This is a genomic window from Roseomonas gilardii (assembly GCF_001941945.1).
GTDB lineage: Bacteria > Pseudomonadota > Alphaproteobacteria > Acetobacterales > Acetobacteraceae > Roseomonas.
Map to the genome: position 1 here is coordinate 1,945,006 of NZ_CP015583.1, position 25,649 is coordinate 1,970,654.

The 25,649-nt window shown below is 72.0% G+C and carries 25 protein-coding genes, 1 tRNA gene and 1 pseudogene; 4 read left to right on the forward strand and 23 right to left on the reverse strand.

Translation table 11 applies throughout. The features are described from left to right. Positions 1 to 185: 185 nt before the first annotated feature. From RGI145_RS08800 to RGI145_RS08835, 8 genes and pseudogenes are all read right to left on the reverse strand, one after another. Positions 186 to 262, reverse strand: a tRNA-Pro gene (locus RGI145_RS08800). A gap of 194 nt (positions 263 to 456) precedes the next feature. Continuing rightward, positions 457 to 765, reverse strand: a pseudogene (locus RGI145_RS08805) (MerR family transcriptional regulator); the annotation flags it as partial. Further along, entirely contained in the window at positions 765 to 1,094 is a 330-nt protein-coding gene (locus RGI145_RS08810; protein ID WP_075798061.1) for an integration host factor subunit alpha, read from the reverse strand. The pseudogene RGI145_RS08805 and the gene RGI145_RS08810, both read right to left, overlap by 1 nt. Positions 1,095 to 1,344: 250 nt before the next feature. Next, positions 1,345 to 2,307 (reverse strand): beta-ketoacyl-ACP synthase III, encoded by a 963-nt coding sequence (locus RGI145_RS08815; protein WP_075798062.1) that lies wholly within the window; start codon positions 2,305 to 2,307, stop codon positions 1,345 to 1,347. Between the two features lie 14 nt (positions 2,308 to 2,321). Next, positions 2,322 to 3,488 (reverse strand): phosphate acyltransferase PlsX, encoded by a 1,167-nt coding sequence (gene plsX, locus RGI145_RS08820; protein WP_075798063.1) that lies wholly within the window; start codon positions 3,486 to 3,488, stop codon positions 2,322 to 2,324. A 26-nt stretch (positions 3,489 to 3,514) separates the two neighbouring features. Beyond that, positions 3,515 to 3,718, reverse strand: coding sequence for a 50S ribosomal protein L32 (gene rpmF, locus RGI145_RS08825; protein ID WP_026033043.1), 204 nt, complete (start codon positions 3,716 to 3,718; stop codon positions 3,515 to 3,517). A gap of 152 nt (positions 3,719 to 3,870) precedes the next feature. Then, a complete protein-coding gene (locus RGI145_RS08830; protein ID WP_075798064.1) occupies positions 3,871 to 4,377 on the reverse strand; it encodes a YceD family protein in 507 nt (168 codons plus the stop codon). Further along, positions 4,377 to 4,937 (reverse strand): ubiquinol-cytochrome C chaperone family protein, encoded by a 561-nt coding sequence (locus RGI145_RS08835; RefSeq protein ID WP_075798065.1) that lies wholly within the window; start codon positions 4,935 to 4,937, stop codon positions 4,377 to 4,379. Before RGI145_RS08835 ends, RGI145_RS08830 begins: the two co-directional genes overlap by 1 nt. A 174-nt stretch (positions 4,938 to 5,111) precedes the next feature. On the opposite strand from RGI145_RS08835, the gene RGI145_RS08840 reads away from it, so the two are divergent. Then, positions 5,112 to 5,588 (forward strand): outer membrane protein assembly factor BamE, encoded by a 477-nt coding sequence (locus RGI145_RS08840; protein WP_083670572.1) that lies wholly within the window; start codon positions 5,112 to 5,114, stop codon positions 5,586 to 5,588. Between the two features lie 169 nt (positions 5,589 to 5,757). On the opposite strand, the gene RGI145_RS08845 is transcribed toward RGI145_RS08840, so the two are convergent. From RGI145_RS08845 to RGI145_RS08895, 11 genes are all read right to left on the reverse strand, one after another. Further along, a complete protein-coding gene (locus tag RGI145_RS08845; RefSeq protein WP_075798067.1) occupies positions 5,758 to 6,972 on the reverse strand; it encodes an MFS transporter in 1,215 nt (404 codons plus the stop codon). Then, positions 6,972 to 7,979, reverse strand: coding sequence for a thiamine-phosphate kinase (gene thiL, locus RGI145_RS08850; protein ID WP_075798068.1), 1,008 nt, complete (start codon positions 7,977 to 7,979; stop codon positions 6,972 to 6,974). The genes RGI145_RS08845 and thiL overlap by 1 nt, the downstream gene beginning before the upstream one ends. Before the next feature lie 7 nt (positions 7,980 to 7,986). After that, positions 7,987 to 8,517: a transcription antitermination factor NusB gene (gene nusB / locus RGI145_RS08855; RefSeq protein WP_075798069.1), complete on the reverse strand. Its 531-nt coding sequence runs from the start codon at positions 8,515 to 8,517 to the stop codon at positions 7,987 to 7,989. Further along, positions 8,514 to 9,008: a 6,7-dimethyl-8-ribityllumazine synthase gene (gene ribH / locus RGI145_RS08860; RefSeq protein ID WP_027281362.1), complete on the reverse strand. Its 495-nt coding sequence runs from the start codon at positions 9,006 to 9,008 to the stop codon at positions 8,514 to 8,516. The genes nusB and ribH overlap by 4 nt, the downstream gene beginning before the upstream one ends. Continuing rightward, positions 9,005 to 10,162 carry a 3,4-dihydroxy-2-butanone-4-phosphate synthase gene (gene ribB / locus RGI145_RS08865; protein WP_075798070.1) on the reverse strand — a complete coding sequence of 386 codons (1,158 nt, stop codon included), beginning with the start codon at positions 10,160 to 10,162 and terminating at the stop codon, positions 9,005 to 9,007. The genes ribH and ribB overlap by 4 nt, the downstream gene beginning before the upstream one ends. After that, a complete protein-coding gene (locus RGI145_RS08870) occupies positions 10,159 to 10,776 on the reverse strand; it encodes a riboflavin synthase (RefSeq protein ID WP_075798071.1) in 618 nt (205 codons plus the stop codon). The genes ribB and RGI145_RS08870 overlap by 4 nt, the downstream gene beginning before the upstream one ends. Continuing rightward, positions 10,776 to 11,972: a bifunctional diaminohydroxyphosphoribosylaminopyrimidine deaminase/5-amino-6-(5-phosphoribosylamino)uracil reductase RibD gene (ribD, locus tag RGI145_RS08875; RefSeq protein ID WP_418314500.1), complete on the reverse strand. Its 1,197-nt coding sequence runs from the start codon at positions 11,970 to 11,972 to the stop codon at positions 10,776 to 10,778. Before ribD ends, RGI145_RS08870 begins: the two co-directional genes overlap by 1 nt. A gap of 5 nt (positions 11,973 to 11,977) precedes the next feature. Next, on the reverse strand, positions 11,978 to 12,430 hold the full coding sequence (nrdR, locus tag RGI145_RS08880; protein WP_075798073.1) for a transcriptional regulator NrdR: 453 nt from the start codon (positions 12,428 to 12,430) through the stop codon (positions 11,978 to 11,980). Positions 12,431 to 12,445: 15 nt separating this feature from the next. Continuing rightward, positions 12,446 to 13,750: a serine hydroxymethyltransferase gene (gene glyA, locus RGI145_RS08885; protein ID WP_075798074.1), complete on the reverse strand. Its 1,305-nt coding sequence runs from the start codon at positions 13,748 to 13,750 to the stop codon at positions 12,446 to 12,448. Between the two features lie 8 nt (positions 13,751 to 13,758). Further along, a complete protein-coding gene (gene rpiB / locus RGI145_RS08890) occupies positions 13,759 to 14,235 on the reverse strand; it encodes a ribose 5-phosphate isomerase B (protein WP_075798075.1) in 477 nt (158 codons plus the stop codon). A 97-nt stretch (positions 14,236 to 14,332) separates the two neighbouring features. Beyond that, positions 14,333 to 15,202, reverse strand: coding sequence for a dienelactone hydrolase family protein (locus RGI145_RS08895; protein ID WP_083670573.1), 870 nt, complete (start codon positions 15,200 to 15,202; stop codon positions 14,333 to 14,335). Between the two features lie 191 nt (positions 15,203 to 15,393). Between RGI145_RS08895 and hemB the strand changes: the two genes are divergently transcribed. Then, positions 15,394 to 16,389, forward strand: coding sequence for a porphobilinogen synthase (hemB, locus tag RGI145_RS08900; protein WP_027281370.1), 996 nt, complete (start codon positions 15,394 to 15,396; stop codon positions 16,387 to 16,389). Between the two features lie 43 nt (positions 16,390 to 16,432). Here hemB and RGI145_RS08905 read toward each other — a convergent pair whose 3' ends face one another. Together RGI145_RS08905 and RGI145_RS08910 are read right to left on the reverse strand one after the other, a co-directional pair. Further along, positions 16,433 to 17,584: an alpha/beta hydrolase gene (locus tag RGI145_RS08905; RefSeq protein ID WP_075798076.1), complete on the reverse strand. Its 1,152-nt coding sequence runs from the start codon at positions 17,582 to 17,584 to the stop codon at positions 16,433 to 16,435. A 160-nt stretch (positions 17,585 to 17,744) separates the two neighbouring features. Then, positions 17,745 to 18,617 (reverse strand): alpha/beta fold hydrolase, encoded by an 873-nt coding sequence (locus RGI145_RS08910; protein WP_075798077.1) that lies wholly within the window; start codon positions 18,615 to 18,617, stop codon positions 17,745 to 17,747. Between the two features lie 176 nt (positions 18,618 to 18,793). Between RGI145_RS08910 and RGI145_RS08915 the strand changes: the two genes are divergently transcribed. After that, positions 18,794 to 21,154 carry a penicillin acylase family protein gene (locus RGI145_RS08915; protein ID WP_075798078.1) on the forward strand — a complete coding sequence of 787 codons (2,361 nt, stop codon included), beginning with the start codon at positions 18,794 to 18,796 and terminating at the stop codon, positions 21,152 to 21,154. A gap of 54 nt (positions 21,155 to 21,208) precedes the next feature. Next, complete coding sequence (locus tag RGI145_RS08920) at positions 21,209 to 21,985, forward strand: arginyltransferase (protein ID WP_075798079.1); 777 nt, start codon at positions 21,209 to 21,211, stop codon at positions 21,983 to 21,985. Between the two features lie 46 nt (positions 21,986 to 22,031). Here RGI145_RS08920 and RGI145_RS08925 read toward each other — a convergent pair whose 3' ends face one another. Both RGI145_RS08925 and parC read right to left on the reverse strand, forming a co-directional pair. Beyond that, positions 22,032 to 23,234, reverse strand: a complete 1,203-nt coding sequence (locus RGI145_RS08925; protein ID WP_075798080.1) for a patatin-like phospholipase family protein — start codon at positions 23,232 to 23,234, stop codon at positions 22,032 to 22,034. 127 nt (positions 23,235 to 23,361) lie between these two features. After that, the gene (gene parC, locus RGI145_RS08930) at positions 23,362 to 25,596 is read right to left on the reverse strand and encodes a DNA topoisomerase IV subunit A (protein WP_075798081.1); all 2,235 of its coding nucleotides are present in this window, start codon (positions 25,594 to 25,596) and stop codon (positions 23,362 to 23,364) included. Positions 25,597 to 25,649 lie beyond the last annotated feature (53 nt).

Sequence of the window (25,649 nt, forward strand, 5' to 3'; positions counted from 1 at the left end):
CCATGTCGCCTCCGGTTGAATGCCGGGGGCGGAGGCTAGACCCTAAGCCCGGCCGGCGGAAACACCCGGAGGCGGGTTTTTCGGGCCGTAAACAAGGGGATACGTCTGAAAGCCGGGCATATGCCGCGCGCCCTGCCCAAGGGGCCGGCAACCGCGTGAAGGGTGGATTTCGGGGTGTTCGGGAATGGTCGGAGCGGCGGGATTCGAACCCACGACCCCCAGTCCCCCAGACTGATGCGCTACCAGGCTGCGCTACGCTCCGTGCGGAGGCCGTCTAGCATCGGCACACCGCCCCGCCAAGCCCCCTGCCCCAAAAGCTTCGCGGCGGCGCGGGGAAAAGCGGGGTGCCGCTCAGAATTCCCGGCTGGGGCTGCGGGTGATGAAGCGGATGCGGGCGGCGATGGATTCCAGTTCCTCCAGGCATTCGACCAGAAGGTCCTCGCGCCCGATCGGCGTTTCCGGCGCGGGCGGGTTCGCCGCGGACTCGGCGCCGCTGTCGCGCAGCAGGCGCTGCACGCCCTTGATCGTGTAGCCCTGGGTGTAGAGCAGGTCGCCGATCCGCTTCAGCAGGGCGATGTCGTCCGGCCGGTAGTAGCGACGGCCGCCGCCGCGCTTGAGGGGGCGGACCTGCGGGAACTTGCTTTCCCAGAAGCGCAGCACGTGCTGCGGGATGTGCAGGTCCTCCGCCACTTCGCTGATGGTGCGGAAGGCCGTGGGCGCCTTGCGCGGGCGGAGCGGGGTGTCTTCCATCACCTCAGACGGCATCAGTAATCATCCTGGGAATCGGCCTCCCCATCCGCTGGCAGGGAATCGCCGTTGATGCGTGCCTTGAGCACCTGACTCGCCCGGAAGGACAGGACGCGGCGGGGCGAGATCGGCACCTCGATCCCGGTCTTCGGGTTGCGTCCGACGCGCTGGGCCTTCTGGCGGACGGTGAAGGTGCCGAAGGCGGAGAGCTTCACCGGATGGCCCGCCGCGAGGCTGGCCGAGATCCGTTCCAGGACATCCTCCAGGAGCGCGGCACTCTCGTTCCGGGACAGTCCCACCTGCGCGTAGATCGCGTCTGCGAGATGCGCGCGCGTGACGGTCTGCATGCCCATCCATACCCCGGCTTGCCCATGGAAATGGAGTGAAAACCGCCCCTTGGTGGGGCGTCAACCACGAACGGGGATTCGGCACCACACTGCGGCACGGAAGCCACAGAACGGCCCGCGCCATAGAGGGGCTTTCGCGGGGAGCGCCGGCGAGGAAGGCGGACGGGATGGAAAACGGGCGCGAGGGCACCCCTCCCGGCGGACAGAGCCGCCGGAGTCCGCTACGGCGAGGCCGACGCGCGGAGGGTTTTTAGTAGCGCGCCAGCGCCGCGCCCCAGGTCAGGCCGCCGCCGATGGCCTCCATCAGCACGAGGTCGCCCCGCGCGATGCGGCCATCGCGGGTGGCTTCGGCCAGGGCCAGCGGGATCGAGGCGGCGGAGGTGTTGGCGTGCCGGTCCACGGTCACCACCACCCGTTCGCGCGGCAGGCCGAGCTTCTTGCCCATGGCCTCGATGATGCGGAGATTGGCCTGGTGGGGCACCAGCCACTGCACGTCGGAACGGTCCAGCCCATTGGCCGTCAGGGCTTCGTCCACCACGGCGGCGAGCTTGGAGACGGCGTGGCGGAAGACCTCGCGCCCCGCCATGCGCAGCAGGCCGGGGCCGCCGGTGCTGCCGGCCCCGCCCTCGACATGCAGGATGTCGGCGAAGCGCCCATCCGCGTGCAGGTGCCAGGAGAGCAGCCCGCGATCCGCATCCTCGGAGGCACGCAGCACCGCCGCGCCGGCGCCGTCGCCGAACAGCACGCAGGTGCCGCGGTCGGACCAGTCCACGATGCGGGAATAGACCTCCGTGCCGATCACCAGCACGGTGCGGGCCTGGCCGCCGCGCATCAGGGATTCCGCCATGCCCAGCGCATAGACGAAGCCGGTGCAGGCGGCGGAGAGATCGAAGGCGATTCCGGACGGCGCGCCGATCGCCGCCTGGATCAGCGCCGCCGTGGAGGGAAAGGCGCTGTCCGGGGTCGAGGTGGCGACGATCACCGCATCCACTTCGGCGGCCGCGATCCCCGCCTGCTCCAGCGCCCGCAGCGCCGCCGCCGCGCCCATGGAGGAGGCCGTCTCCCCCTCTGCGGCGATATGGCGCTGGCGGATGCCGGTGCGCTCGCGGATCCATTCATCCGAGGTGTCGAGCCCATAGGCCCGGGCCAGTTCCTCGTTGCTGAGGGCACGTTCGGGCAGGTAGCCGCCGGTCCCGGCGATGATGGCGCGCATGGGCGGTCGATTCTTCAGCGGAGGGCGGAGGACAGGCCCGGGGTTTCGTGGCCGGGCGCGACGCGGCCCGGATCGTGCTGGGATTCGGCCTTCGCAGGCCCGCCGGCGGGCGCGGTCCCGTCCTCCGGCACGGCGGCCGCGGGGCCTCGCCGCAACAGGGCGGCGCCCTCGCGGATGCGCTCGTTGAAGCCGTGGCTCACCATGTCCAGCGCCACGTCCACGGCATGGGCGAAGCCCAGCGCGTCCGTGCCGCCGTGGCTCTTCACCACCACGCCGTTGAGCCCGACCAGCACCGCGCCGTTGTAGCGGCGGGGGTCCATGTAGTCGCGCAGCCGGTCCAGCGCCGGCCGCGCCAGCAGGTAGCCGATCCGCGCCAGGATGGTGGAGGTGAAGACCTGCTTCAGCAGGCCGCCCATCAGCTTCATGGCGCCCTCGCCCGTCTTCAGGGCGATGTTGCCGGTGAAGCCGTCCGTCACCACCACGTCGGTCGTGCCGGCGGTGATGTCGTGGCCTTCGACGAAGCCGCGGAAATTCGGGCCCAGATGGCTGTCGCGCAGGATCTCGGCGGCCTGGCGGACGCGCTCGTCGCCCTTCAGCTCCTCCGAACCCACGTTCAGCAGCCCGATGGTCGGCGCCGGAAGGCCGAGCACGGCGCGGGCGAAGGCATCGCCCATCACGGCGAACTCGACCAGGTTGCGCGCGTCGTACTGGACGTTGGCGCCCAGGTCGAGCAGCACCACGTCGCCGCGCGCGGAGGGGCCGATCGCCGCCAGGGCGGGACGGTCGATGTCCGGCAGCGTCTTCAGCACGATCTTGGCCAGCGCCATCAGCGCGCCGGTATTGCCGGCCGAGACGACGCCCGCCGCCTCGCCGCCCGCCACCGCGTCGATCGCCATGCGCATGGAGGACCCCCGCACGCGCAGCGCGGCGGTCGGCTTCATGTCGCCCGGGATGGCCTCGGCGGCATGGCGCAGGCTGCAGACCCGGGCCGCGCGCGGGCGGCGGGCCAGCAGGCCCGAGAGCCTCGCCTCGTCGCCCAGCAACAGGAAGCGGGCCTCGGGGTGGCGTTCCGCCGAGAGCTCGATCCCGTCCAGCACGGCGTCGGGGGCGTTGTCGCCGCCCATCGCATCGATGGCGAGCGAATAGGCGGGCACGCGGCCCGCGATGGACCCTTCGGACACGACAGGTCTCGCGGTGCCGTCGTGGCTCAGGTGCGGACCGCGGCCTTCAGGGCGTCGCCAGCCTGCACGACCTCACGGCCGTCGTAGTGGCCGCAGGAGGAGCAGACATGGTGCGGGCGCTTCAGCTCGCCGCAGTTCGGGCACTCGTGATAGGCGGAGGCGGTGAGGGCCTCGTGGCTGCGACGCATGCCGCGGCGGGAGGGCGAGACTTTCTTCTTAGGGACGGCCATGGTCGCCGGGCCTTTCTAAAATGGCTTCTGCAAGAGCTGCATGAATTGGGCGCGATCGACCGGAATCGATGCAAGCTGAGGGCGGGCCTCTACCACCCGCCCCCCCGAGAAGCAAGTCTGGAAGCAAGCCCGAGGGGACAGGGCTGTCCCGTTCAGTCGCCCCGCTTCAGGCGGCTCAGCGTGGAGAAGGGAGTGACGGGCTTGTCGCCCGCCCCTTCCGGCCCGAGTCCCGCCCCCGGGGCGCGCGGATAGGGGTCCAGGGACAGGGCGAGCTGCTGCGCCAGTGCCTCGCCCAGGTCGAGCACGCCATTCTCGGCCTCCACCTCGTCCGGGCCTTCCAGGATGTCCTCCTCGTCCGGCTCCCCGGGCTCGGCGCCGGGCGGCACGCGCCAGTCGATCTCCTCCTCGATCTCCTGCGGCACCGGCTCCAGCGTCACCACGCAGGCCTGGGTCACGCTGGCGCGCATCTGGCCGCGCACCGCGATGCTGCCGCCGGCCTGCGGGGTCAGCGCCACCTTGGCCTCCAGCTTCTCCAGCGACAGCAGGCCCAGGCGGCGGGCCACGGCCTCCCGCTCCTCCGGCGTGGCGGAAAGGCTCTCGCGCTGGCCGGAGCGGGGGATGTTGGCCAGCACCACGGGCCGGGAGAATTCGTTCTTCATCAGGTCTGGAACTCCAGCAGGTCGAGGCGGCCGGCGGCGAGATCGCCGATCTCCCGGGCCGAAAGGGCGGCGGCGATCCGGTGGGCGCGGGCGGCCAGCAGGGCCGGGGCGCCCTCCGGCGGCTCGCCCCGCCAGATGTTGCGGGCGAGAGCCGCCTCCAGGGGGGCTGCCAGGGGAGCCGACTCCGCCATCCCGGCCCCACCCATGGCCTCCTCATAGGCGCGGGCACGGCCATGGAACGCCTCCCACATCGTCTTCACGCGCCTGCCGATGGACATGTCGCCCACGCCCATCTCCCGCAGGTTCAGGTCCATGTCGGCAAACATCGCGTCGAAGACCGCCTGGGCGAGATCCCGTCCGCGCGGGTCGGGATCATGGCGCAGCCGGTGCACCAGCAGCGCCACATGCAGGGCGATGGCGTCGAAGCGCCCTTCCAGCGTGTCGGGCACCCCGATCGTCCCGAACAGGCTCGGCGCGCGGGCCGCCGCCACGCTGGCGGTGTAGAGCTCGAAGCCCACGCGCTCGAAGGGCTTGCGCCGGAGGAGGCCGAGAAGGCCCATATTCTGTCCCGATCACCGTTTCGAAGCTGCCCCGCCCGCTCAGCACCGTTGACCGGAGGGCAAGGCGGTGGCAATCCGCCCGACGAGATGGCCCGCGCCCCCTCCCCAGTCAATCGCCGCCCCTCGGGGCGATCCCGCCTTCTGCCAGCCGGCCGCGCCGGTCTCGCATTGGCCATGGCAGCACTGCTCGCCGTGCCCCTTGGTGGCTGTTCGGTCTTCGGCGCTCCGCGCGAGATCCGCGGCAACCGGGTGGACCCGGAGCAGCTCGCCCAGATCACGCCCGGGGTGCAGACGCGCCAGGACGTGACCGCGCTGCTGGGCTCGCCCAGCGCCACCGGGACCTTCGATCCCAACGAGTGGTATTATATCAGCGAGGTCACCCATATCCGCCCGGCCCAAATGCCGGGGGTCAGCGACCAGCGCATCGTCGCCATCACCTTCGACCAGGGCGGCGTGGTGCGGAACATCCGCGAGCTGACCGACAAGGACAGGAACAACGTGTCCTTCGTGTCGCGCGAGACCCCCTCGCCCGGCACCGAGCGCAGCGTGCTGCAGCAGCTCTTCGGCAATATCGGCCGCTTCAACGGCGCCGGCAGCTCCGCGGGCTCCGCCACCAACGAGCAGGGTCCGGGCGGCGGTCCGGGCCGCTAGGGCGGTCTCCCTTCGCCTCGGCTCACGTCAAACGCCTTGGCCCGTTGTTTCCGGCCTGTCGTTTCCTGAGCATCTTCACCCGGTCGGGCGACCCCGCCCGACCGGGATCTGCTCCGCCCCCTCCTCCCGGCCGACACGGCATCCGCGCCGCGGGACGGGTGCTTTCCCGTCAGGCCAGGGCCGGGCGCGTCGCGGAGACCCGCCACAGCGCCAGGGCCAGCGCCGGAAGCAGCAGCAGGTTCACCGCCTCCCAGCCCAGCCATTCGTGCAGCAGGCCGGAGCCCAGGGCGGAGCAGGCCACCGTGCCGAAGACGATGCAGTCATTGACCGCCTGGACCCGGAAGCGTTCCGCCGGAGCATGGCTCTCGCCCAGCAGGTTGGTGGCACCCACGAACATGAAGTTCCAGCCGACCCCCAGCGCGACCAGCGCCACGGAGAAATGCGCGAACTGCCGGCCCGCCAGATTGGCCAGCACGCAGGCCGCCGTCAGCGCCACGCCCCAGAGGATCACCCGCCGCGCGCCGAAGCGCGTGATCAGCCGCCCCGTGATGAAGCCGGGCGCGAACATCGCCAGCGAATGGAGCTGGATGACCGTGGTGCTTTCCCCGATGCCGAAGCCGCAGAGCATCATCTCCAGCGGGGTGGAGGTCATCACGAGGTTCATGGTGCCGTAGGCCACGGCAGCGGTCAGCGCCGCCGTCACGAAGGCCGGGCGGGCCAGGATTTCCGCCACGCGCAGCGCGGTCTTCGGCCGGGGCGGCGGCGGTGGCAGGCGGGTGAAGGCCAGCAGCGCGAGGCAGCACAGCGGCAGCAGCGACAGGGTGAGGTAGGTGCCGAGGAAAAGCACGGGCTCCACCAAGCCGCGCGTGTGCTTCACCAGCTCCGGCCCCAGCGCGGCGGACAGGATGCCGCCCGCCATGACGAGGCTGATCGCCCTGGGGCGATAGGCCGGGGTGGCGACCTCGGCGGCGGCGAAGCGGTAGTGCTGCGCCACGCCGGCGCCCAGGCCGGCCGGGATGGAGGCCAGGCAGTAGAGCATGAAGTCGCCCCGCCAGACGCCCCAGGCGAAGGCCAGCGCCCCGGCGAAGGACAGCAGCGCCCCGATGACGAAGCCCGGGCGGCGGCCGAGGCGGGCGAAGACCATTCCCGCCGGGATGGAAGCGGCCATGGTGGCCAGCATCTGCAGCGCCATCGGCAGGGTGGCGAGCATCTTGTTGGGCACGAGGCTGTAGCCGATCAGCGCCGACATCGCGACCTGCCCCACCACGGCCGCGTTGCTCAGCGCCTGGCAGCAGAAGAGCAGGCGGATGGTGCGCCGCATCCCGGCGGGCTCCCCCGGCATGGCGGGGGGAGCCGTGGCTCCGGCGGGCTGCGCTGCGCTCATCAGAAGTGGCTCCATCCCCCCCGTGGCACGGAAACCGCCCGCCCCGACCGGTCCAGTACCGTGACCGAGGCCGGGCCGGCCCGGAAGCGCCCGATCCGCGCGACGGGGATGCCGCTGCGGCGGGACGCTTCCTCCACCCGGGGCGCATCGGCGGGATCGGCGGCGAAGAGCAGCTCGTAGTCGTCGCCCCCGGCCAGCAGCGGCAGCAGCGCGGAGTCGTCATCCGCCACCGCCGAGCGCGCCGGGCCGGACAGCGGCACGCGGCCCATCTCGATCGTCGCGCCGATCCCGGCGGCGTGGCACAGATGCCCGAGATCCTGCACCAGCCCGTCGGACACATCCATCGCCGCCCGCGCCACGCCCCGCAGCGCGACGCCCAGGGCGAGGCGCGGATCGGGCAGGCGGTAGCGGCGCAGCAGATACCCCTCCGGATCGGGCGGCAGGCGCTCCTGCCCCACCGCCAGCCCCAGCGCGCCGTCGCCGATGGAGCCGGAGACCCAGACATCGTCGCCCGCCCGCGCCCCGTCGCGGCGCAGCGCCGCGCCGGGGGGCACCGTGCCCAGGATGGTCAGGGAGTGGCAGGCGGGGCCGGGGGTGGAGACCGTGTCGCCACCCAGGACCTGGAGGCCGAAGATCCGCTGGTCCTCGGCCAGCCCTGCGGCGAATCCGGCGACCACGGATTCGGCCGTGCCGCGCGGGAAGGCCGTGGTGAGCAGATAGCCCAGCGGCTCCGCCCCCATGGCGGCGAGGTCGGACAGGTTGGTGCGCAGCAGGCGGCGGGACACCGTGTCCGGCGGGTCGGTGGGGAGGAAGTGCACCCCCTCCACCATCGCATCCGCCGCCAGCACCAGGGTCCGGCCGGCGGGCGGGTCGAGCAGCGCCGCGTCGTCCAGCAGGCCGAGCGCCTCCGGCGCCGCGAGGGGCCGGAAGTGCCGGGCGATCAGCCCGAACTCCCCGGGAGACGGCGCTCCGGCGGGGGGTAGGGCCTCGGGCGGATCGGGGAGCAAGGCCGGTTCAGGCGCGGGTCGGGTTGAACTCGCCGGTCCGCAGGTCCTTGGCCATGGCGTCCAGCACCCCGTTGGCGAAGCGCGGCTCGGCGCCGTCGAAGAAGCCGTGGGCCACGTCCATGTACTCGTTGATCACCACCTTGGCCGGCGGCTCGTTGCTGGACCAGAGCTCTGCGGCCGCGGCCCGCAGCAGGGCGCGCAGCACCGGGTCGAGCCGGTCCATGCTCCAGCCGGCGGACAGGTGCGCGGCCACGATCGGGTCGATGGTCTCGGCGTTCTTCGCCACGGCGCGGACGATGCTGGTGAAGAGCGGCACGTCGGCCTGCGGCACCCGCCCTTCCTCGAACCCGCCCTCGCCCGGCAGCGCGCCGAGGCGGTGCTGGATGAACTGCTGGATGATGGCCTCGGCATTCTCGCCGGCGGCCTCGGACTGGAACAGGGCCTGCACCGCGGCCACGCGGGCGCCCAGGCGCGGCCGGGCCTTGTTCCCGCCGCCCTGCCCCTTGCTCTTCGTGTTGCTCTTCGGCGTGTCGCTCATTCGGTCAATCCCAGGCTTCGGGCGAGCGCGATCTGGCCGATCAGCGCATGGGCCGCCTCCGCCCCCTTGTTGTGCCGGTCCGGGCGCGAGCGCTCGATGGCCTGCTGCAGAGTCGCGACGGTCAGCAGCGCGAAGCCCACGGGGGCCGCGGTCTCCACGGTGATGTCCATCACGCCGCGGCAGGCTTCCCGGCAGATGTGTTCGTAATGGTCGGTGTCGCCCTTCACCACGCAGCCGAGGATCAGGTAGCCGTCATGGCCGCCCCGCTCCCCCTTCGCGTTCAGGGCCATGCGCAGCGCCGCCGGCAGCTCGAAGGCCCCCGCGACGTCCACCACCTCGGTCCGGGCGCCGATCTGCTCCAGCACCGCCAGGGCGCCGTCGCGCATCCCGCCGACGACCTGGGCGTAATAGGGCGCCTGGATCAGCAGCACGCGCGGCGCCGGCCCTTCCAGGACCGCCTGGCCGCGTTCCGGTGCGTCCTGCGTGCTCATGCCTGGTTCCCCTTCTGGCCGGCCTTCCCGCATTCCGAGATCGGCCGCGTGTCCACCACCGTCAGCCCATAGCCCTCCAGCCCGACGATGGGGCGGGGGTGGTTCGACAGCAGCACCATCTCCTTCACGCCCAGATCCGTTAGGATCTGCGCGCCGATGCCGTAGTCCCGCAGCTCCGGCGCCGCGCGGCCGTGCCCGGCGCGGACCCGTTCGCTCAGGACCGTCGGCTTCATCTCGCGCAGCAGCACGACCACGCCATGGCCGGCGCGGCCGATCTCCTCCATCGCGGCGTGCAGCTCGGCCGGCCCCTGGCGGCTGAGCGTGTCGGCCAGCATGTTCACCGCGTGCATCCGCACCAAAGCGGGGCCGTTGCGGTCGGGCTCGCCCTTCACCAGGGCGATGTGCTCGCCGTACTCGATGGTGTTGGCATAGACGATGATCTTCCAGGGCCCGCCCGGCGCATCCTCCAGCACGTTCTCCTCGACCCGCTTCACCAGCCGCTCCGTGCGGCGGCGATAGGCGATCAGGTCGGCCACGGTGCCGAGCTTCAGCCCGTGGTGCTGGGCGAAGGCCACGAGGTCCGGCAGGCGGGCCATGGTGCCGTCGTCGTTCATGATCTCGCAGATCACGCCGGCGGGGTTCAGCCCGGCCAGGCGCGCGAAGTCCACCGAGGCCTCGGTATGGCCGGCGCGCACCAGCACGCCGCCCTCGCGCGCCGCCAGCGGGAAGACATGGCCCGGCGTGACGATGTCGCGGCGGCCCATCTCCGGGTTGATCGCGACCGCCACGGTGCGGGCGCGGTCGGCGGCGGAGATGCCGGTGCTCACCCCTTCCCGCGCCTCGATCGAGACGGTGAAGGCGGTCTGGTGCCGGGTGCCGTTGCTCTGGCTCATCAGCGGCAGGCCCAGCGCCTCGACCCGGGCGCGGGTCATGGCGAGGCAGATCAGCCCGCGCGCGTGGCGGGCCATGAAGTTGATCGCGTCCGGCGTGGCGAACTGCGCCGGGATCACGAGGTCGCCCTCGTTCTCGCGGTCCTCGTCGTCCACGAGGATGAACATGCGGCCGCGGCGGGCCTCCTCGATCAGTTCCTCGGTCGGGCTGAGGAAATCGGACAGCGAGGCGGAAACGGGCTGGTTGGTCGCGGAGGCGCTCATGCCTCGAACTCCTTCAGGCGGGCGACATAGCGGGCCAGCATGTCGATCTCGAGATTCACCTTCGCGCCCGGGCCCAGCGCGCCGAAGGTGGTGACCTCCCGGGTGTGCGGGATCAGGTTCACGCCGAAGAGGCTGCCCTTCTCCCCGTTGCCCATGACCTCGTTCACCGTCAGCGAGACGCCGTTCAGCGTCACCGAGCCCTTGGGCGCGATGAAGCGGGCCAGGGGTGCCGGCGGCCGGAAGACCCAGCGTTCCGAGCCGTTCTCCGGCGTCACCGAGACCACCTCCGCCAGCCCGTCCACATGGCCGGAGACGACATGGCCACCCAGCTCGTCGCCCATGCGGAGCGGGCGTTCCAGGTTGATCCGGGTGCCGGGTTTCCACTCGCCCAGCACGGTCAGCGACAGGGTCTCGGCGGAGGCTTCCGCCTCGAACCCCTCGGGCTCCAGCGCCACGGCGGTCAGGCAGCAGCCGTTGCAGGCGATGGAGGCGCCGAGCTGCGCCCCCTCCAGCCAGCCCGGCGGGGTGCGGACATGCAGGCGCATGTCCCGCCCCTCGCCGATCGGGGAGACGGAGAGGACCTCTCCGGTGGCGGTGACGATTCCAGTGAACATCAGGCGCGCTCGAACTCGCTCAGCAGGTCGGGACCGCACGGGATGGTGGCGGTGCGACGGAACTTGGGAATGGCGGCGAGGGAATCCACCGGCAGGGCCTGCGCGGCGGGCAGGCCATCGCCCCCCATGATGCCGGGAGCATGGAACCAGGCGAGCCGATCCACCAGTCCCGCGCGAAGCAGGGAAGCCGCGAGCGTGGCGCCGCCCTCGACCATCAGCCGGGTCACGCCCCGCGCCGCCAGGGCGCGCAGGATCGCCTCCGGGTCCAGCCGGTCGGAATCCCGGGCACCGCTGGGATCGGCGGCGGGCCTGCCGGAGGGCGGCACCACCACCAGCGTGGCCCCGGCGCCGGACAGCCGGTCCATCGCCGCGCGGTCGTGCCCCGCCACGGTCAGCACCACCACCTCCCCCCGCGCATGCACCGCCTCCGGCCCGCCTTGCAGCAGGCGGGCGGTGGGCGGGGTGCGGAGGCGGGTGTCGGCCACGGCGCGCAGGATCGGGCGCGGGGTGAAGCCCTCCAGCCGGCAGCTCAGGTCGGGATCGTCGGCCAGCACCGTGCCGCTGCCGACCAGGATGGCGTCATGCGTGCCGCGCAGCGCGTGGGTCAGCCGCCGTGCCTCGGGGCCGGTGATCCAGCGGCTTTCGCCCGTGCGCGTGGCGATGCGCCCGTCGAGCGTGGTGGCGAGCTTGAGCGTGACCAGCGGCAGGCCGGTCTCGATGCGGCGGATGAAGCCGGCGTTCAGCGCCCGCGCCTCCGCCTCCAGCACCCCTTCCGTGACCTCGATGCCGGCCTCCCGCATCCGGCGGATGCCGTTGCCGTTCACCCGGGGGTCGGGGTCGCGCAGGGCCGAGACCACCCGCGCCACGCCGGCCTTCGCCAGGGCATCGACGCAGGGCGGGGTCTTGCCCCAGTGGGAGCAGGGTTCCAGCGTCACATAGGCGGTGGCGCCGCGCGCCGCCTCGCCCGCCCGGGTCAGCGCGTTCACCTCGGCATGCGGGCGGCCGCCCGGCGAGGTCCAGCCGCGCCCGACCACCACCTCGTCGCGCACGATCACGCAGCCGACGGCGGGGTTCGGCCAGGTGTTGCCCAGGCCGCGCGCCGCCAGGGCCAGCGCGACGCGCATGTGCTGCCGGTCGATCTCTGTCGCGGGGATGTCGTTGTCGTGAGGCATGGCGAAGGGGGGCGGGTTTGGCACCCCCCTCAGCCATTGTCCAGCGAACCGAGCAGGTCCTGGAAGTCCTTCGCCTCGCGGAAATTCTCGTAGACGCTGGCGAAGCGCACATAGGCGACCTGGTCCAGCTCCTTCAGCCGCTCCAGCACCATGCGGCCGATCTGCTTGGAGGTGACCTCGCTGTCGCCGTCCGTCTCCAGCCGCCGTTGCAGGCTGTTGACGATGCGGTCCACCGCTCCCTCCTCCACCGGCCGCTTGCGCAGCGCCACGCGGATGGAGCGGCCGAGCTTGTCGCGGTCGAAGGGCACGCGGCGCCCGTCGGTCTTCACCACCGTCAGCTCGCGGAGCTGCACCCGCTCGAAGGTGGTGAAGCGCTCGCCGCAGCCGTTGCAGACGCGGCGGCGGCGGATGGAGTTGCCCTCATCGGCCGGCCGGCTGTCCTTGACCTGCGTATCCTCGCTTCCGCAGAAAGGGCAACGCACCGGCCGGCGGTCCCGTCAGGCCTGGTAGATCGGGAACCGGGTGCAGAGTTCGAGGACCCGGGCCTTCGCCGCCGCCTCGGCCGCGCTGTTGGCCCCGGCATCGTTGGCCTTGCCGAGCCCTTCGAGAACCTGGCCGATGAGCTGCCCGACCTCGCGGAACTCGGCCTCGCCGAAGCCGCGCGTGGTGCCGGCGGGGGAGCCCAGCCGCACGCCGGAGGTCACCATCGGCTTCTCCGGGTCGAAGGGGATAGCGTTCTTGTTGCAGGTCAGGTGGGCGCGGTTCAGCGCCGCCTCGGCCAGCTTGCCGGTCAGCGACTTGGGCCGCAGGTCCACCAGCATCAGGTGGTTGTCCGTGCCGCCGGTGACGATGCCGAAGCCCAGCCCTTGCAGCGTCTCGGCCAGGGCCTTGGCATTGGCGACCGTCTGGCGGGCATAGGCGCGGAACTCGGGGCGCAGCGCCTCGCCGAAGGCCACGGCCTTGGCGGCGATGACATGCATCAGCGGCCCGCCCTGGAGGCCGGGGAAGACGGCGCTGTTGATCTTCTTGGCCAGCGCCTCGTCATTGGTGAGGATCATGCCGCCGCGGGGGCCGCGCAGGGTCTTGTGCGTGGTGGTGGTGGTGACATGGGCGTGGGGCACCGGCGAGGGATGCGCGCCACCCGCCACGAGGCCGGCGAAATGCGCCATGTCCACCATGAAGTACGCACCCACCTCGTCCGCGATCTCGCGGAAGCGGGCGAAGTCCCAATGCCGGGCATAGGCGGAGCCGCCGGCCACGATCACCTTGGGGCGGCTTTCCCGCGCGATGCGGGCGACCTCCTCCATGTCGATGAGCTGGTCCTCGCGCCGCACCGTATAGGGCGCGACCTTGAACCACTTGCCCGACTGGTTGGCCGGGGAGCCGTGGGTCAGGTGCCCGCCGGCGGCGAGGTCGAGGCCCATGAAGGTGTCGCCCGGCTGCATCAGGGCGAAGAACACCGCCTGGTTGGCCTGGGCGCCGCTATGCGGCTGGACGTTGGCGAAGCCGGCGCCGAACAGGGTCTTCGCGCGCTCGATCGCCAGGGACTCGGCGATGTCCACGACCTCGCAGCCGCCATAGTAGCGGCGGCCCGGATAGCCCTCCGCGTACTTGTTGGTCAGCACCGAGCCCTGGGCCTCCATCACCGCGCGGGAGACGATGTTCTCGGAGGCGATCAGCTCGATCCCGTCCTGCTGCCGCGCCAGCTCCCCGGTCAGGGTGGCGGCGATCTCGGGGTCGGTCTCGCTCAGCGGCGCGGAGAAGAAGCGCGACAGGTTCGGGGCGGTGGTCTGGTCGTTCATCGGAAGCCTCAGGCGGAGGGCGTGCGTTCGGGGGTCAGCTTGGCCACGCGGCGCTCGTGCCGGCCGCCCTCGTAGGGGGTGGTCAGGAAGGCGCGGACGGCATCCAGCGCCACTTCCGCCCCGATCATCCGCGCGCCGAGCGCGATGACGTTGGCGTCGTTGTGCTGGCGGGTCAGCCGGGCGCCGGTGACGTCGTGCACCAGGGCGCAGCGGATCTTCGGGTGGCGGTTGGCCGCGATGGAGATGCCGATTCCCGTGCCGCAGACCAGCACGCCGAACTGGGCATGGCCGGAGGCGACCGACTGCGCCACCTTGTTCGCGAAATCCGGGTAATCCACGCTTTCCGGCCCGTGCGTGCCGAAATCCTCGACCGTGTGGCCGGCGCCTTCCAGCGCCTTCTTCAGCGCGGCCTTCAGCTCGACGCCGGCATGGTCACTGCCCATCGCCACCATGAACGTGGCGCGCGGGGGGGAGGATTGTGTCATGTACCGTTCCCTACCATGGCTGGTGGTTCCGTGAAACAACGACCACCCGTTGTGGTCGCCCGGGCTGCCATGCACCGGTCGTGGCCGCCGGGGCCGGTCATCCAGGGGCGCCGGGCGACAGGCGGGCCAGGAACGCTTCCGTCCGGCGGATCGCGTCGGCGCGGGCCGCCGCGTCGGTTCCCATCCGCACCCGGCCATCGCCCTTCGGGGTGATCGCCATGCCGGAGAGTTCCCGCACCGGCATATGGGGCTGGTCGAAGCCATGTTCCGCCCCCGGATAGGTCACGCTTTCGACGACGGGGCCGGCCTGTCTTGCCAGGGCCTCGCAGAAACGCGCCGGGGTCCAGCCATCGGCACCGCCCAGCAGCATCAGCACGGGCGATGCCGGATCGAAGGGCGGCAGGGCGCGTCCGGTGCGGACGCAGCCGGGATAGAGGGCCACGGCCCCCCGGATAAGTCCTTCCGGCACGGGTCCGAAGGCCCGGTTCACCGCCGCGAGCACGGTGCTGCCGCCATGCGACCAGCCCAGCAGCATGACGCCTCCGGACAGCGCCCAGGGCTGCCGTTCCGCCCAGGCGGCGGCGGCCAGGGCGTCCTCGCGCCGCAGGTTCTCCGGCTGGATGCCGCGCTCCCCGCCATGGCAGACCTCCGCGACGCCGCGCGGCCCGAAGCTGTCGGGGAAGAGCACGGGATGACCGGCGGCAGCGAGGCGGGCGGCCCAATCGGCCTCCCGCGCCGGCAGGTGCATGGGGCGATCCGGCCCGCCCAGGCCGCCGCAGCCATGCAAGGCGACCACCGGGACTCCCCTTGGGACGCCCTCGGGCAGCACCAGCAGGGCGCGGAGCGCGAGGCCGTCCGGGCCGGGGAAGGTGATGGGTTCCGGCGCCGCCACCGCCGGCCGGGATGCGGCGAGGCCGGAGAGCAGGCAGGCCAGGAGCGCCAGCCGGCGGAGACGGAACGGGTTCATGCCAGGGGACTCCTGCTGGGACTCCTGCGGGGACTGCGCGGGCGAGCCCCTTCCGGTTCCGGCCGCAGCCCCGCGCAACGGGAATTTGGCATCCGGCGGCGGTTTGGCCACATAGGGGGCTCCGATGGCCGGACCGCCCCTCGCCGCCCGCGGCGCCCGGCGGTTCCGTTTTGCAGAGGCCCGAGAACAGCGTGATCATTCCCAGCTTCCCCCTCGCCCGCCCGCGCCGCAACCGGCGCGACGACTGGACCCGTCGTCTCGTGGCCGAGAACCGGCTTTCGGTGGATGACCTGATCTGGCCGATCTTCATCCGCGAGGGCGACGGGGCGCCCGCCGAAGTCGCCTCCATGCCCGGCCAATTCCGCGTCGGCCTGGACCGCGTGGTGGAGCATGTGGGCCAGGCGGTGGAGCTGGGCATCCCGGCCATCGCGCTCTTTCCGGCCACGCCGGCCGCGCGGAAGGATGCCGAGGGCAGCGAGGCGCATAATCCGGAGAACCTGATCTGCAGCGCCGCGCGCGCGCTGCGGGCCGCCTTCCCGAAGCTCGGGCTGATCGGCGACGTGGCGCTCGATCCCTATACCGACCATGGCCATGACGGGGTGATCCGCGACGGCTATGTCCACAACGACGATTCCGTCGCGGTGCTGGTGAAGCAGGCGGTGGTGCAGGCCGAGGCGGGGATCGACTGCCTCGCCCCCTCCGACATGATGGACGGCCGCATCGCCGCCATCCGCCGGGCGCTGGACGACAAGGGCCTCGTGGACACGCGGATCATGTCCTATGCGGCCAAGTACGCCTCGGGCTTCTACGGCCCCTTCCGCGACGCGCTGGGTTCCGGCGGCGCGCTGAAGGGGGACAAGAAGACCTATCAGATGGACCCGGCCAATTCCGACGAGGCGCTGCGCGAAGTGGCGATGGACCTGTCGGAAGGCGCCGACATGGTCATGGTCAAGCCGGGGATGCCCTATCTCGACATCATCCGCCGGGTGAAGGACGAGTTCGGCGTCCCGACCTTCGCCTATCAGGTGAGCGGCGAGTACGCGATGCTGATGGCGGCCATCCGCAACGGCTGGCTGGATGGCGACCGCGTGGTGCTGGAGGCGCTGATGAGCTTCAAGCGCGCCGGCTGCGACGGGGTGCTGACCTATTTCGCGCTGGACGCCGCGCGGCGGCTGCGCGCCGGCTGAAGCGGAAGGCCCCCGGGAGAGTGACCTCCCGGGGGCGTCATGGTCAGCGGTGCTGCGGCGGCACCGGGCGGATGCGGCCGCGCGGGGCCGGCGGGGCGGCGGGCGCCGGGGTGTCGAGGAAGACCTCGCGCAGCCGCCCGGCCAGATAGGTCTGCGCCTCCTTGGCCTTGGACAGCACGGCATCGGCACCGAAGAATTCGTGCGTCACGCCGGGATAGACCTGGCGCTCGACCGGCGCGTTGGCGCGGCGCATCGCTTCCTCCAGCCGGGCGCCGTCATCGGCCAGCGGGTCGATCTGGGCGTTGACGATGATGGTCCGCGGCATGCCGCGCAGGTCGGCCTTGCCGTAGATGTTCAGGCGCGGGTCCTGCAGGTCCGATCCGCCATTGGTGTACTGGCCCAGGAACCACAGCAGCGCCGGGGTGCCGAGCGGCTTGGCATTGGCGAACTGCTTGTAGGACGGCGTCTGGTCGGTGCCCGCGACCGGATAGATGGCGCCCACAGCCAGCGGCTTCGGCGCGTTGCCGGCATGGGCCGCGAGGGCCGTGGCCAAAGCGAGGTTGCCGCCCGCGCTCTCGCCCACGATGGCGACCTTGTTCGGATCGGCGCCCAGCACCGTGGCGTTGCGCACCGCCCAGACATAGGCGGCATAGGCGTCGTCATGCGCGGCGGGGAACTTGTTCTCAGGCGCCTTGCGGTAGTCCACCGAGACCACGACGGCGTTCGCATCGGCCGAGAGGGCGCGGCAGGAGCTGTCGTAGGTGTCGAGGTTCGCCAGCACCCAGCCGCCGCCATGGAAATAGACGATCAGCGGCAGCGGCTTCTGCCCCCGGCGCTCGGGGAGCTGCGCCGAACTGTAGACGCGGGCCGGCAGGGCGCCGCCCGGGCCTGGGATGGAGATGTCGCGCACCAGCGGCAGCGGGCGCGGGTCGGTGGACTTGCCGGTCTGGCGCAGCAGGTTCTTCACCGCGTCGGACAGGCCGGGCTGGAGCCGGGCCTCGAGCGGCGAGAGGGTCTCGACCGGCTTCGGGTTCAGCGAGGCGAGGCTTTCCAGCAGCGCCTTCATCTCGGGGTCCGCCAGGCCCGTGGGGTCGGCCGGGCCGGCGGGCGGCGCGGAGGTGTTCGCGCAGCCAGCCAGCAGGGCGGGCATCCCGAGGCCCAGGAACAGGGCAGATCGGCGGGAGAACGGTGTCATCGGGCGGGTTTCCTCCGGTTTCCGGACCCGGCCGCGAGAGCCGGGAAGACGGTCCGGGAACGCCGGGACGCCGGCACGGTTCCCGCCGGCCGCACATGGCTGATACGTTTCGTCACGCTGCAACCGTTGCGGGTGGTTGCCCTTCCGCGCCCGGGATGCCTCAGCCGCGCGCCAGGAAGCGGGCCACGAGGGAGGTCTGGGACAGGCTCATCAGCGCCGGCGCATGGCCACAGCCGGGGATCACCGCCAGCTCGGTGCCGGGCCGTTCCAGCATCCGCGCGGCCGTGTCCGGCAGGAGCAGCGGGCTTTCCTCGCCCCGCAGCAGCAGCACCGGCAGGTCCAGCATCCGCCAGAGCGCCCAGAGATCGACATCGGCGGGTGGCGAAAGGCGCAGCGGCTCGCCGATCGCCGGGTCGTAGTGCAGCACCAGCCGCCCATCGACCGTCGCCCGCGCGCTGGTTTCCGCGAGGTGATGCCATTGCGCGTCCGTCAGCCGGCCGAAGCCGGCATGGATCGCGCGCAGGTGCCGCTCCAGCGCCGCGATATCGGGAAAGGTCAACGCTTCCGACAGATAGGCGCCGATATGCGCCAGGGCGGCCGCCGGGATGAAGGCGCCCACGTCGTTCAGCACCAGGCGCCGCAGCCGGTTGCCCGGCAGGGCCGCCACCGACATGCCGATCAGCCCGCCCATGGAGGTGCCGACCCAGTCATAGGGCCGCTCCAGCGAGGCCAGCATCGGCGCCAGCCCGGTCACATAGGTCGGCACGCTGTAGAGCGCGCCCTCGACCAGCCAGTCGCTGATGCCGCGCCCGAAGATGTCGGGGCAGATCACCCGCCGCCCCTGCCCGGCCAGGAGGCGGGCCAGCACGTCGAAGTCCCGGCCGGTGCGGGTGAGGCCGTGCACGCAGATCACCGGATCGCCGTCCAGCGGGCCCCATTCGGTCCAGCGCAGCGTCGCGGCGAAGGGGTTGAAGCGGCAGCGATAGGCCCCGGTCCGGGGCGGCTCCGCCCAGCTCCTTTCAGGGATGGTCATGCGAAGGCGTCTCCCGCTCCGAGTCGTGCCAGGGCTGTCGCGGGCGGATGCTTCCATGCCCTGGCCCGCTTTCCGATCACGATCCGTCCAGGGCCGGCGGCGATCGCGGCGGCCCGCTGCGCGCAGTCCTCGGCTCCCCCTGGCGCCCGCAACCTCCGCGCCCATACTGCGCGGGCATGCGCCGCCCGCACCATCCCCGCCATCACCCGCCGCGCCGCCCGCTTCGCGCCGCCTTCGCGGTTCTGGCCCTGCTCGTGGCGCTGGCCCTGGCCGCGCTGGCGGGAAGCCTGTGGTGGACGCTGCCGGCGCGCGAGGCGAGCTTTTCGCTGCCCGGGCTCTCCGCCCCGGTGGAGGTGACGCTCGACGACCATGGCATCCCCCGCATCACGGCGCGCAATGAGATGGATGCGGCCATGGCGCTGGGCCTGCTGCATGCCCGCGACCGGATGTTCCAGATGGACCTGATGCGGCGCGGCGCCTCGGGCCGCCTCAGCGCGATCGCCGGCCCGGCGGCGCTGCGTGCCGACCGCTTCATGCGCGTGCTGGGGCTGTCCGGAAGGGCCGAGGCCGACCTCCCGGCCCAGGCGCCGGAAACGCGGCGCCTGCTGGAAGCCTATGCCGCCGGGGTGAATGCCTGGATCGCGGAACGCGGCCGCTTCGCTGCGCCGGAATTCCTGCTGCTGGGCGCGCCGGAGCCCTGGCGGCCCGCCGACAGCCTGCTCTGGGGCAAGCTGATGGGGCTTTATCTGTCGGGCAACTGGCGCACGGAACTGGCCCGTGCCCGGCTGGCACGCAGCCTGCCGCCGGAGCGGATCGAGGAGCTCTGGCCCGCGGATGAATCCTCCGGCCGGGCCGAGGTGGCCGCGCTCGATCCGGCGATGCTCGGGCGGCTGCTGGCCGCACTGCCCGAATTTCCGGGCGACGCCCCGCTGCCGGACAGCGCCTCCAATGCCTGGGCCGTGGCGGCACGGCGCTCCACCACCGGGGGCGCGCTGCTGGCCTCGGACCCGCATCTGGGCTTCGGGGCGCCGATCCTCTGGTATCTGGCACGGATCGAGCTGCCGGAGGGGCGCTTCCTGGCCGGGGCCACGGCGCCCGGCGTGCCCTTCGTGGTGATCGGCCGCAGCGAGCGGCTGGCCTGGGGCTTCACCACCACCCATTCCGATACGCAGGACGTCTTCGTCGAGCGCCTCGCCGGCGCGGAGGGCTACGAGACGCCGGACGGCCCGCGTCCCTTCGCGCTGCGCGAGGAACGGATCGCCGTGCGCGGCCAGTCCGACGAGGTGCTGCGGGTGCGGGAGACCCGCCATGGGCCGGTGGTGTCGGATCTGGAAACGGGCGGGGATGTTCCCCTGGGAACCGTGCTGGCGGTGCAGATGGCCAATCTGGCGCCGGGCGACACGGCGGCCTCCGGACTGCATGCCCTGAACCGGGCCGCGACGCTGGAGGAGGCCGGCGCCGCCGTGGCGCGCATCAGCAGCCCGGCGCAGAATGTCGTGGTGGCGGATGCGGCGGGCGAGGTGGCGCTGTTCCTGGCGGGCCGCACGCCCATTCGCGCCTCGGGCGATGGCGCCATGCCGGCGCCGGGTTGGGACGGCAGCCATGACTGGACCGGCTGGATCCCCTTCGCGGAGATGCCGAACACGCTGCGCCCGGCCTCCGGCGCCGTGGCCAATGCGAACAACCGGGTGCAGCCGCAGGACTCGCCCGTCTTCCTCGGGCGCGACTGGTTCGGCGACTGGCGCTTCCGCCGCATCGCCGGCGCGCTTGCCGCCCGGCCGCGCCATGCGCCGGAGGATTTCGTGGCGCTCCAGGAGGATACGGTCAGCCTGCTGGCGCGCGAGATGCTGCCGCGCCTCCGGGCCATTCCCCGCCCCGCCGGGCTGGCCGGCGCGGCGCGCGACCTGCTGGATGGCTGGGACGGCGAGATGGCGGTGGACCGGCCGCAGCCGCTGATCTTCAACGCCTGGATGCAGGAGGCCGGTGCCCTGGCCCTGCGGGCTGGCGGCGTGCCGGAGGGGAGCTGGGAGGCGGGGCCGGAATTCCTCCGCTTCGTGCTGACCGACCCGGCGGGCGCCGCCCACTGGTGCGGCCCGGCAGGCTGCGACGCCCTGGTGGCCGAGGCGCTGTCCCGGGCCAGCGGCGGGCTCGCCACGCGCTTCGGACCGGACCCCGCCGCCTGGCGCTGGGGCGAGGCGCACCGGGCGCTGTTCGAGCATCCGCTGCTGCGCTACGTGCCGCTGCTGTCGCGCCTGACCCGGATCAGCGTGCCGACGCCGGGCGACGACCAGACGGTGAACCGCGGCGGCTACCGTCCCGACTTCGCCCATGTGCACGGGGCAGGCCTGCGGCTGGTGGCGGATCTGGGCTCGCCGGACGGGCTGCTGGCGGTGATCGCCACCGGCCAGTCGGGCAATCCCCTGTCCTCCCACTGGGCGGACCTGAACACCGCCTGGGCGGCGGGGCATCCCCTGCGGCTGAGCCGGGAGGCGCCCGTGGCGGGAAAACTGCATCTTTCTCCCGCTCCGGCACGTTGAAACGGCATTGATGCATTGCGGCCGGGCTCCGCAATCACGAGAATAAGAGGGACGATGCTTTCCCGCAGCCCCACCCGACCGCAGTTCTTCTACACGACCACGCCCCTGCCCTGTCCCTATCTGCCGGGACGGACGGAGCGGAAGATCGTGACCGAGCTCGCCGGGCCGGATGGCGAGGCGCTGCACGACCGGCTGTCGCGCGCGGGCTTCCGCCGTTCCCACAACATCGCCTACGCGCCCGTCTGCCCGGGCTGCCGCGCCTGCATCCCGATCCGCATCCGGGTGGCGGACTTCGCCCCCGACCGCACGCAGCGCAAGGTCGGACGCGGCAATGCCGACCTCCAGGGCCGCGAGACGCCTGCCCGCGCCACGGCGGAACAGTATGCGATCTTCCAGCGCTACCAGCAGGGCCGCCATGGCGATGGCGACATGGCCTCGATGGGTTTCTACGACTACCGCGCCATGGTGGAGGACACGCCGATCACCACCCGCGTGATCGAGTTCCGCGAGGCGCCGGACCGGCTGGTGGGCGCCTGCCTGACGGACATGCTGGGGGACGGACTTTCGGCCGTCTATTCCTTCTATGACCTCAACTCGGCGCGCCGGTCGCTCGGCACCTTCACCATCCTCTGGCTGGTGGAACACGCCGCGCGGCTGGGCCTGCCCTATGTCTATCTCGGCTATTGGGTGCCGCAGAGCCGGAAGATGGCCTACAAGGCCCGCTTCCGCCCGAGCGAGGTGCTGACCGGCGGCACCTGGCGGCCCCTCACGGATGCCGAGATCGAGGGCGAGAGCGAGACGGTCGCCGCCTCCCCCGCCCCCGTGGAATGACGCTGGAATAGCCCCCGCCGGGACTGCCCGGCCACTTCCCCGCCCGTCAGGCCACGGGCGCGGCGAGCGGCGGCGGGGCCAGGCCGTTCGCGGCGGGGCCGGCCTCGGTCCTCACCTCTCCCCGGCAGACCTCGTGCAGCATGGCGGCCAGCCCCGCCGGCTTGCGCCGCGTCCAGGGCGCCTGCCGCAACGCCGCCCAGAGTTCCGTGTGGCCCGCCTGATGCCTTTCCCGGATGGAGGCGCGGGAGAACTCGGCGTCGCTGCCGGAGATCGCCGTGCTGCCGGGGGCATAGGTCACGTGCAGGATGTCCATCCGGCTGGTCCGGGCCAGCGCCTCCTCCGGCTGCTGGTCCTGCGCCGCCAGTTCGGGCCGCGCCTCGCGCAGCAGGTTCCGGGCGTGGCAGAGATCCACCCGCGCGGCCAGGGAGCGGATGCCGCGGCAGGTCCGGCTGGCATACTGGATTTCCTTCTGCCGCCACTGCACCCCGTCCATGCTGTCCGGCACCGGCCCCTGGTGGTTCCAGAGGTCGATGACGAAGACGATGCAATGGCCCTCCGGCGGACCGCGCAGGATCGCCTCCAGCGGGGTGTTGGACACGCAGCCGCCATCCCAGTAGGTGCGGCCGCCGATGCGCTGCGGCGGAAAGGCCGGCGGCAAGGCACCGCTGGCCATGACATGCTCGGGGGTGATGCGGCTTTCCCGGCTGTCGAAGAAGACCAGCTCGCCCGCTTCCACATCCGTGGCCCCCAGGCTGAGCCGCGTCCCGCCCTCCGGGCCGAGGCGGTCGAAGCGGATCAGCCCCTCCAGGGTCCTCCTCAGTGGCGCCGTGTCGTAGAAGCTGAGCGCCGCCTCCGAGCCCGGCGGCGCCAGATAGGGCCCCGGGACGCGGGGGGTGAAGAAGCCCGGCTGGCCCAGCAGCAGCGCCTCCCAATAGCTGAACGCGTCGGACAGGCGCGGATTCCGGCCACGCGGGAGCGGATCGGGGCGGGAGATGGTGCGCCAGAACTCGGTCAGCCGCTCCAGCCGTTCCGCCGGCTCGTTGCTCGCGATCAGCGCCCCGTTGAAGGCACCGATGGAGATGCCGATCACCCAGTCCGGGGCGAAGCCGGCCTCTTCCATCGCCTGATAGGCCCCGACCTGATAGGCGCCGAGCGCGCCACCCCCCTGGAGCGCGAGGATGACCGTGGGCTTCGGCCCGTTCTGGGGACGCACCCGGACCGGGGTGGTGGCGACCGGGGGATTGGCCATGCAGGCCCTCCTGAACCATGGCTGGAACGCGGCCCTCCCGGCCGGGCCGATCATTCCATCAGGAGAATGCTAACCCGGCGGGTGGGCGCTCCGCACGCGATTCCACCCCCACCGCCCGGCAGCGGCCTCAGCCGTCGAAACTATTGCTCTTGGGAAAGCCGTTGGGCGGCAGCTTGCCGGCGCCGGCGCGGTTGCCCAGCCAGCCGGACAGCGCCGTCTCCGTGCGGGTGCGGTCGCCGAGTTGCCAGGTCAGCCCCTCCGCGCGGCGGAAGACCTTCACATCCGACAGCCCGCCATCCTTGTAGCCCTGCAGCGTCACGCCACGGCCCCGGCTCATCTCCGGCACCTGCTCCAACGGGAAGACCAGCAGCTTCCGGTTGTCGCCGATCACCGCCACGCTGTCGCCCTCGACATCCGCCACCACGAAGAGCCGGTCGGGCGCTTCCACGGTCAGCACGTTCTTGCCGGTGCGCTTCTCGGCCAGCAGGTCCTCGGCCTTCGCGATGAAGCCGCGCCCGGACTTGGAGGCGAGCAGGAACTTCAGCCCTTCCTTGTACACGAAGGCGGCGATGATCTCGTCCTCGTTGCCCAGATCGACCATCAGGCGCACGGGCTGCCCGTCGCCCCGCCCACGTGGGAGGGCGTCGGCCTTGATGGTATAGGCGCGGCCGTTGGAGGCCATGAAGACGATGCGGTCCGTGGTCTCCGCATGCAGGCTGAGCTGCAGGGAGTCGCCTTCCTTGAAGCGCAGCTCCGCTTCCGGCGGCAGGTGCCCCTTCTGGGCGCGCAGCCAGCCCTTCTCGGACAGGATGACCGTGATCGGCTCGCGCTCCACGAAGGCGGAATCGTCCACCAGCGCCGCCGCCGGGGCCTGGGCCTGCACCGTGCGGCGGTCGCCCAGCGTGCCGGAGCCGAACTTCTCCCGCGTCGCTTCCAGCTCCTCGCCGATCCGCTTCCAGCGCGCCGCCTCGCTGGACAGCAGGCGCTGCAGCGTCTTGCCCTCCGCCGTGAGCTTCTTGTGCTCCCGTCGGATCTCCATCTCCTCCAGCTTGCGCAGGGCGCGCAGGCGCATGTTCAGCACCGCCTCGGCCTGCACCTCGGTCAGCGAGAAGGTGCGGATCAGCGCCTCCTTGGGGTGGTCCTCCTCGCGCACGATGCGGATCACCTCGTCGAGGTTGAGATAGACGGCGAGGTAGCCGTCCAGGATCTCCAGCCGCCGCTCGATCGCCGCCAGCCGGTGCTGGGAGCGCCGCACCAGCACCACCTCCCGGTGGTCCAGCCAGTGGCGCAGCACCTCCTTCAGCCCCATCACGCGCGGGGTGCGGTCGGCGGCGAGCACGTTCATGTTCAGCGGGATGCGCGATTCCAGCGGCGTGGCGCGGAACAGCGTTTCCATCAGCATGGCGGGATCGACCGCACGCGTCTTCGGCTCCAGCACCACGCGCACCACATCGGTGCTCTCGTCCCGCACATCGGCCAGCAGGGGCAGCTTCTTCTGCTCCAGCAGCTCGGCGATCTGCTCGATCAGGCGGGACTTGGCGACCTGGTAGGGGATCTCCGTGACCACGACCTGCCAGATGCCGTTCTTGAGCGGCTCGACCTCCCATTTCGCGCGCAGGCGGAAGCCGCCGCGCCCGGTCTCGTAGGCGCTCAGGATCGCCTCGGGGCTTTCCACCAGCACGCCGCCGGTCGGGAAATCCGGGCCGGGCACATGGCGGACCAGTTCGGCCGTGGTCACATCGGGGTTGCGCACCAGTTCCAGCGCCGCGGCGCAGAGCTCCCCCGCATTGTGCGGCGGGATCGAGGTCGCCATGCCGACCGCGATGCCGTTCGCACCGTTGGCCAGAAGGTTCGGGAAGGCCGCCGGCAGCACCACCGGCTCCCGCTCCTCCCCGTCATAGGTCGGGCGGAAATCGACCGAGTCCTCCTCGATCCCCTCCAGCAGCGCCTTGGCCACCTCGGTGAGCTTGGATTCGGTGTATCGCATGGCCGCGGCGTTATCGCCGTCGATGTTGCCGAAATTCCCCTGCCCCTCGACCAGCGGGTAGCGGGCGGCGAAATCCTGCGCCAGCCGCACCAGGGCCTCGTAGACCGAGGCGTCGCCATGCGGGTGGAACTTGCCGATCACGTCGCCCACCACGCGGGCGCATTTCTTGAAGCCGCCCGCCGGGTCCAGCTTGAGCTGGTGCATGGCCCAGAGCAGCCGCCGGTGCACCGGCTTCAGCCCGTCCCGCACATCCGGCAGGGAGCGCGAGACGATGGTGGACATCGCATAGGCGAGGTAGCGCTCGCTCAGCGCCTCGGCCAGCCGCGTCTCGTTGACGCGCCCGCCTTCCGGAAGGGTCTTCAGGTCATCCGGCATCGCTCAGTCCTCTCGCCCGATGGTGTTCTTGCTTCGTTCTTGATCTCAAGATG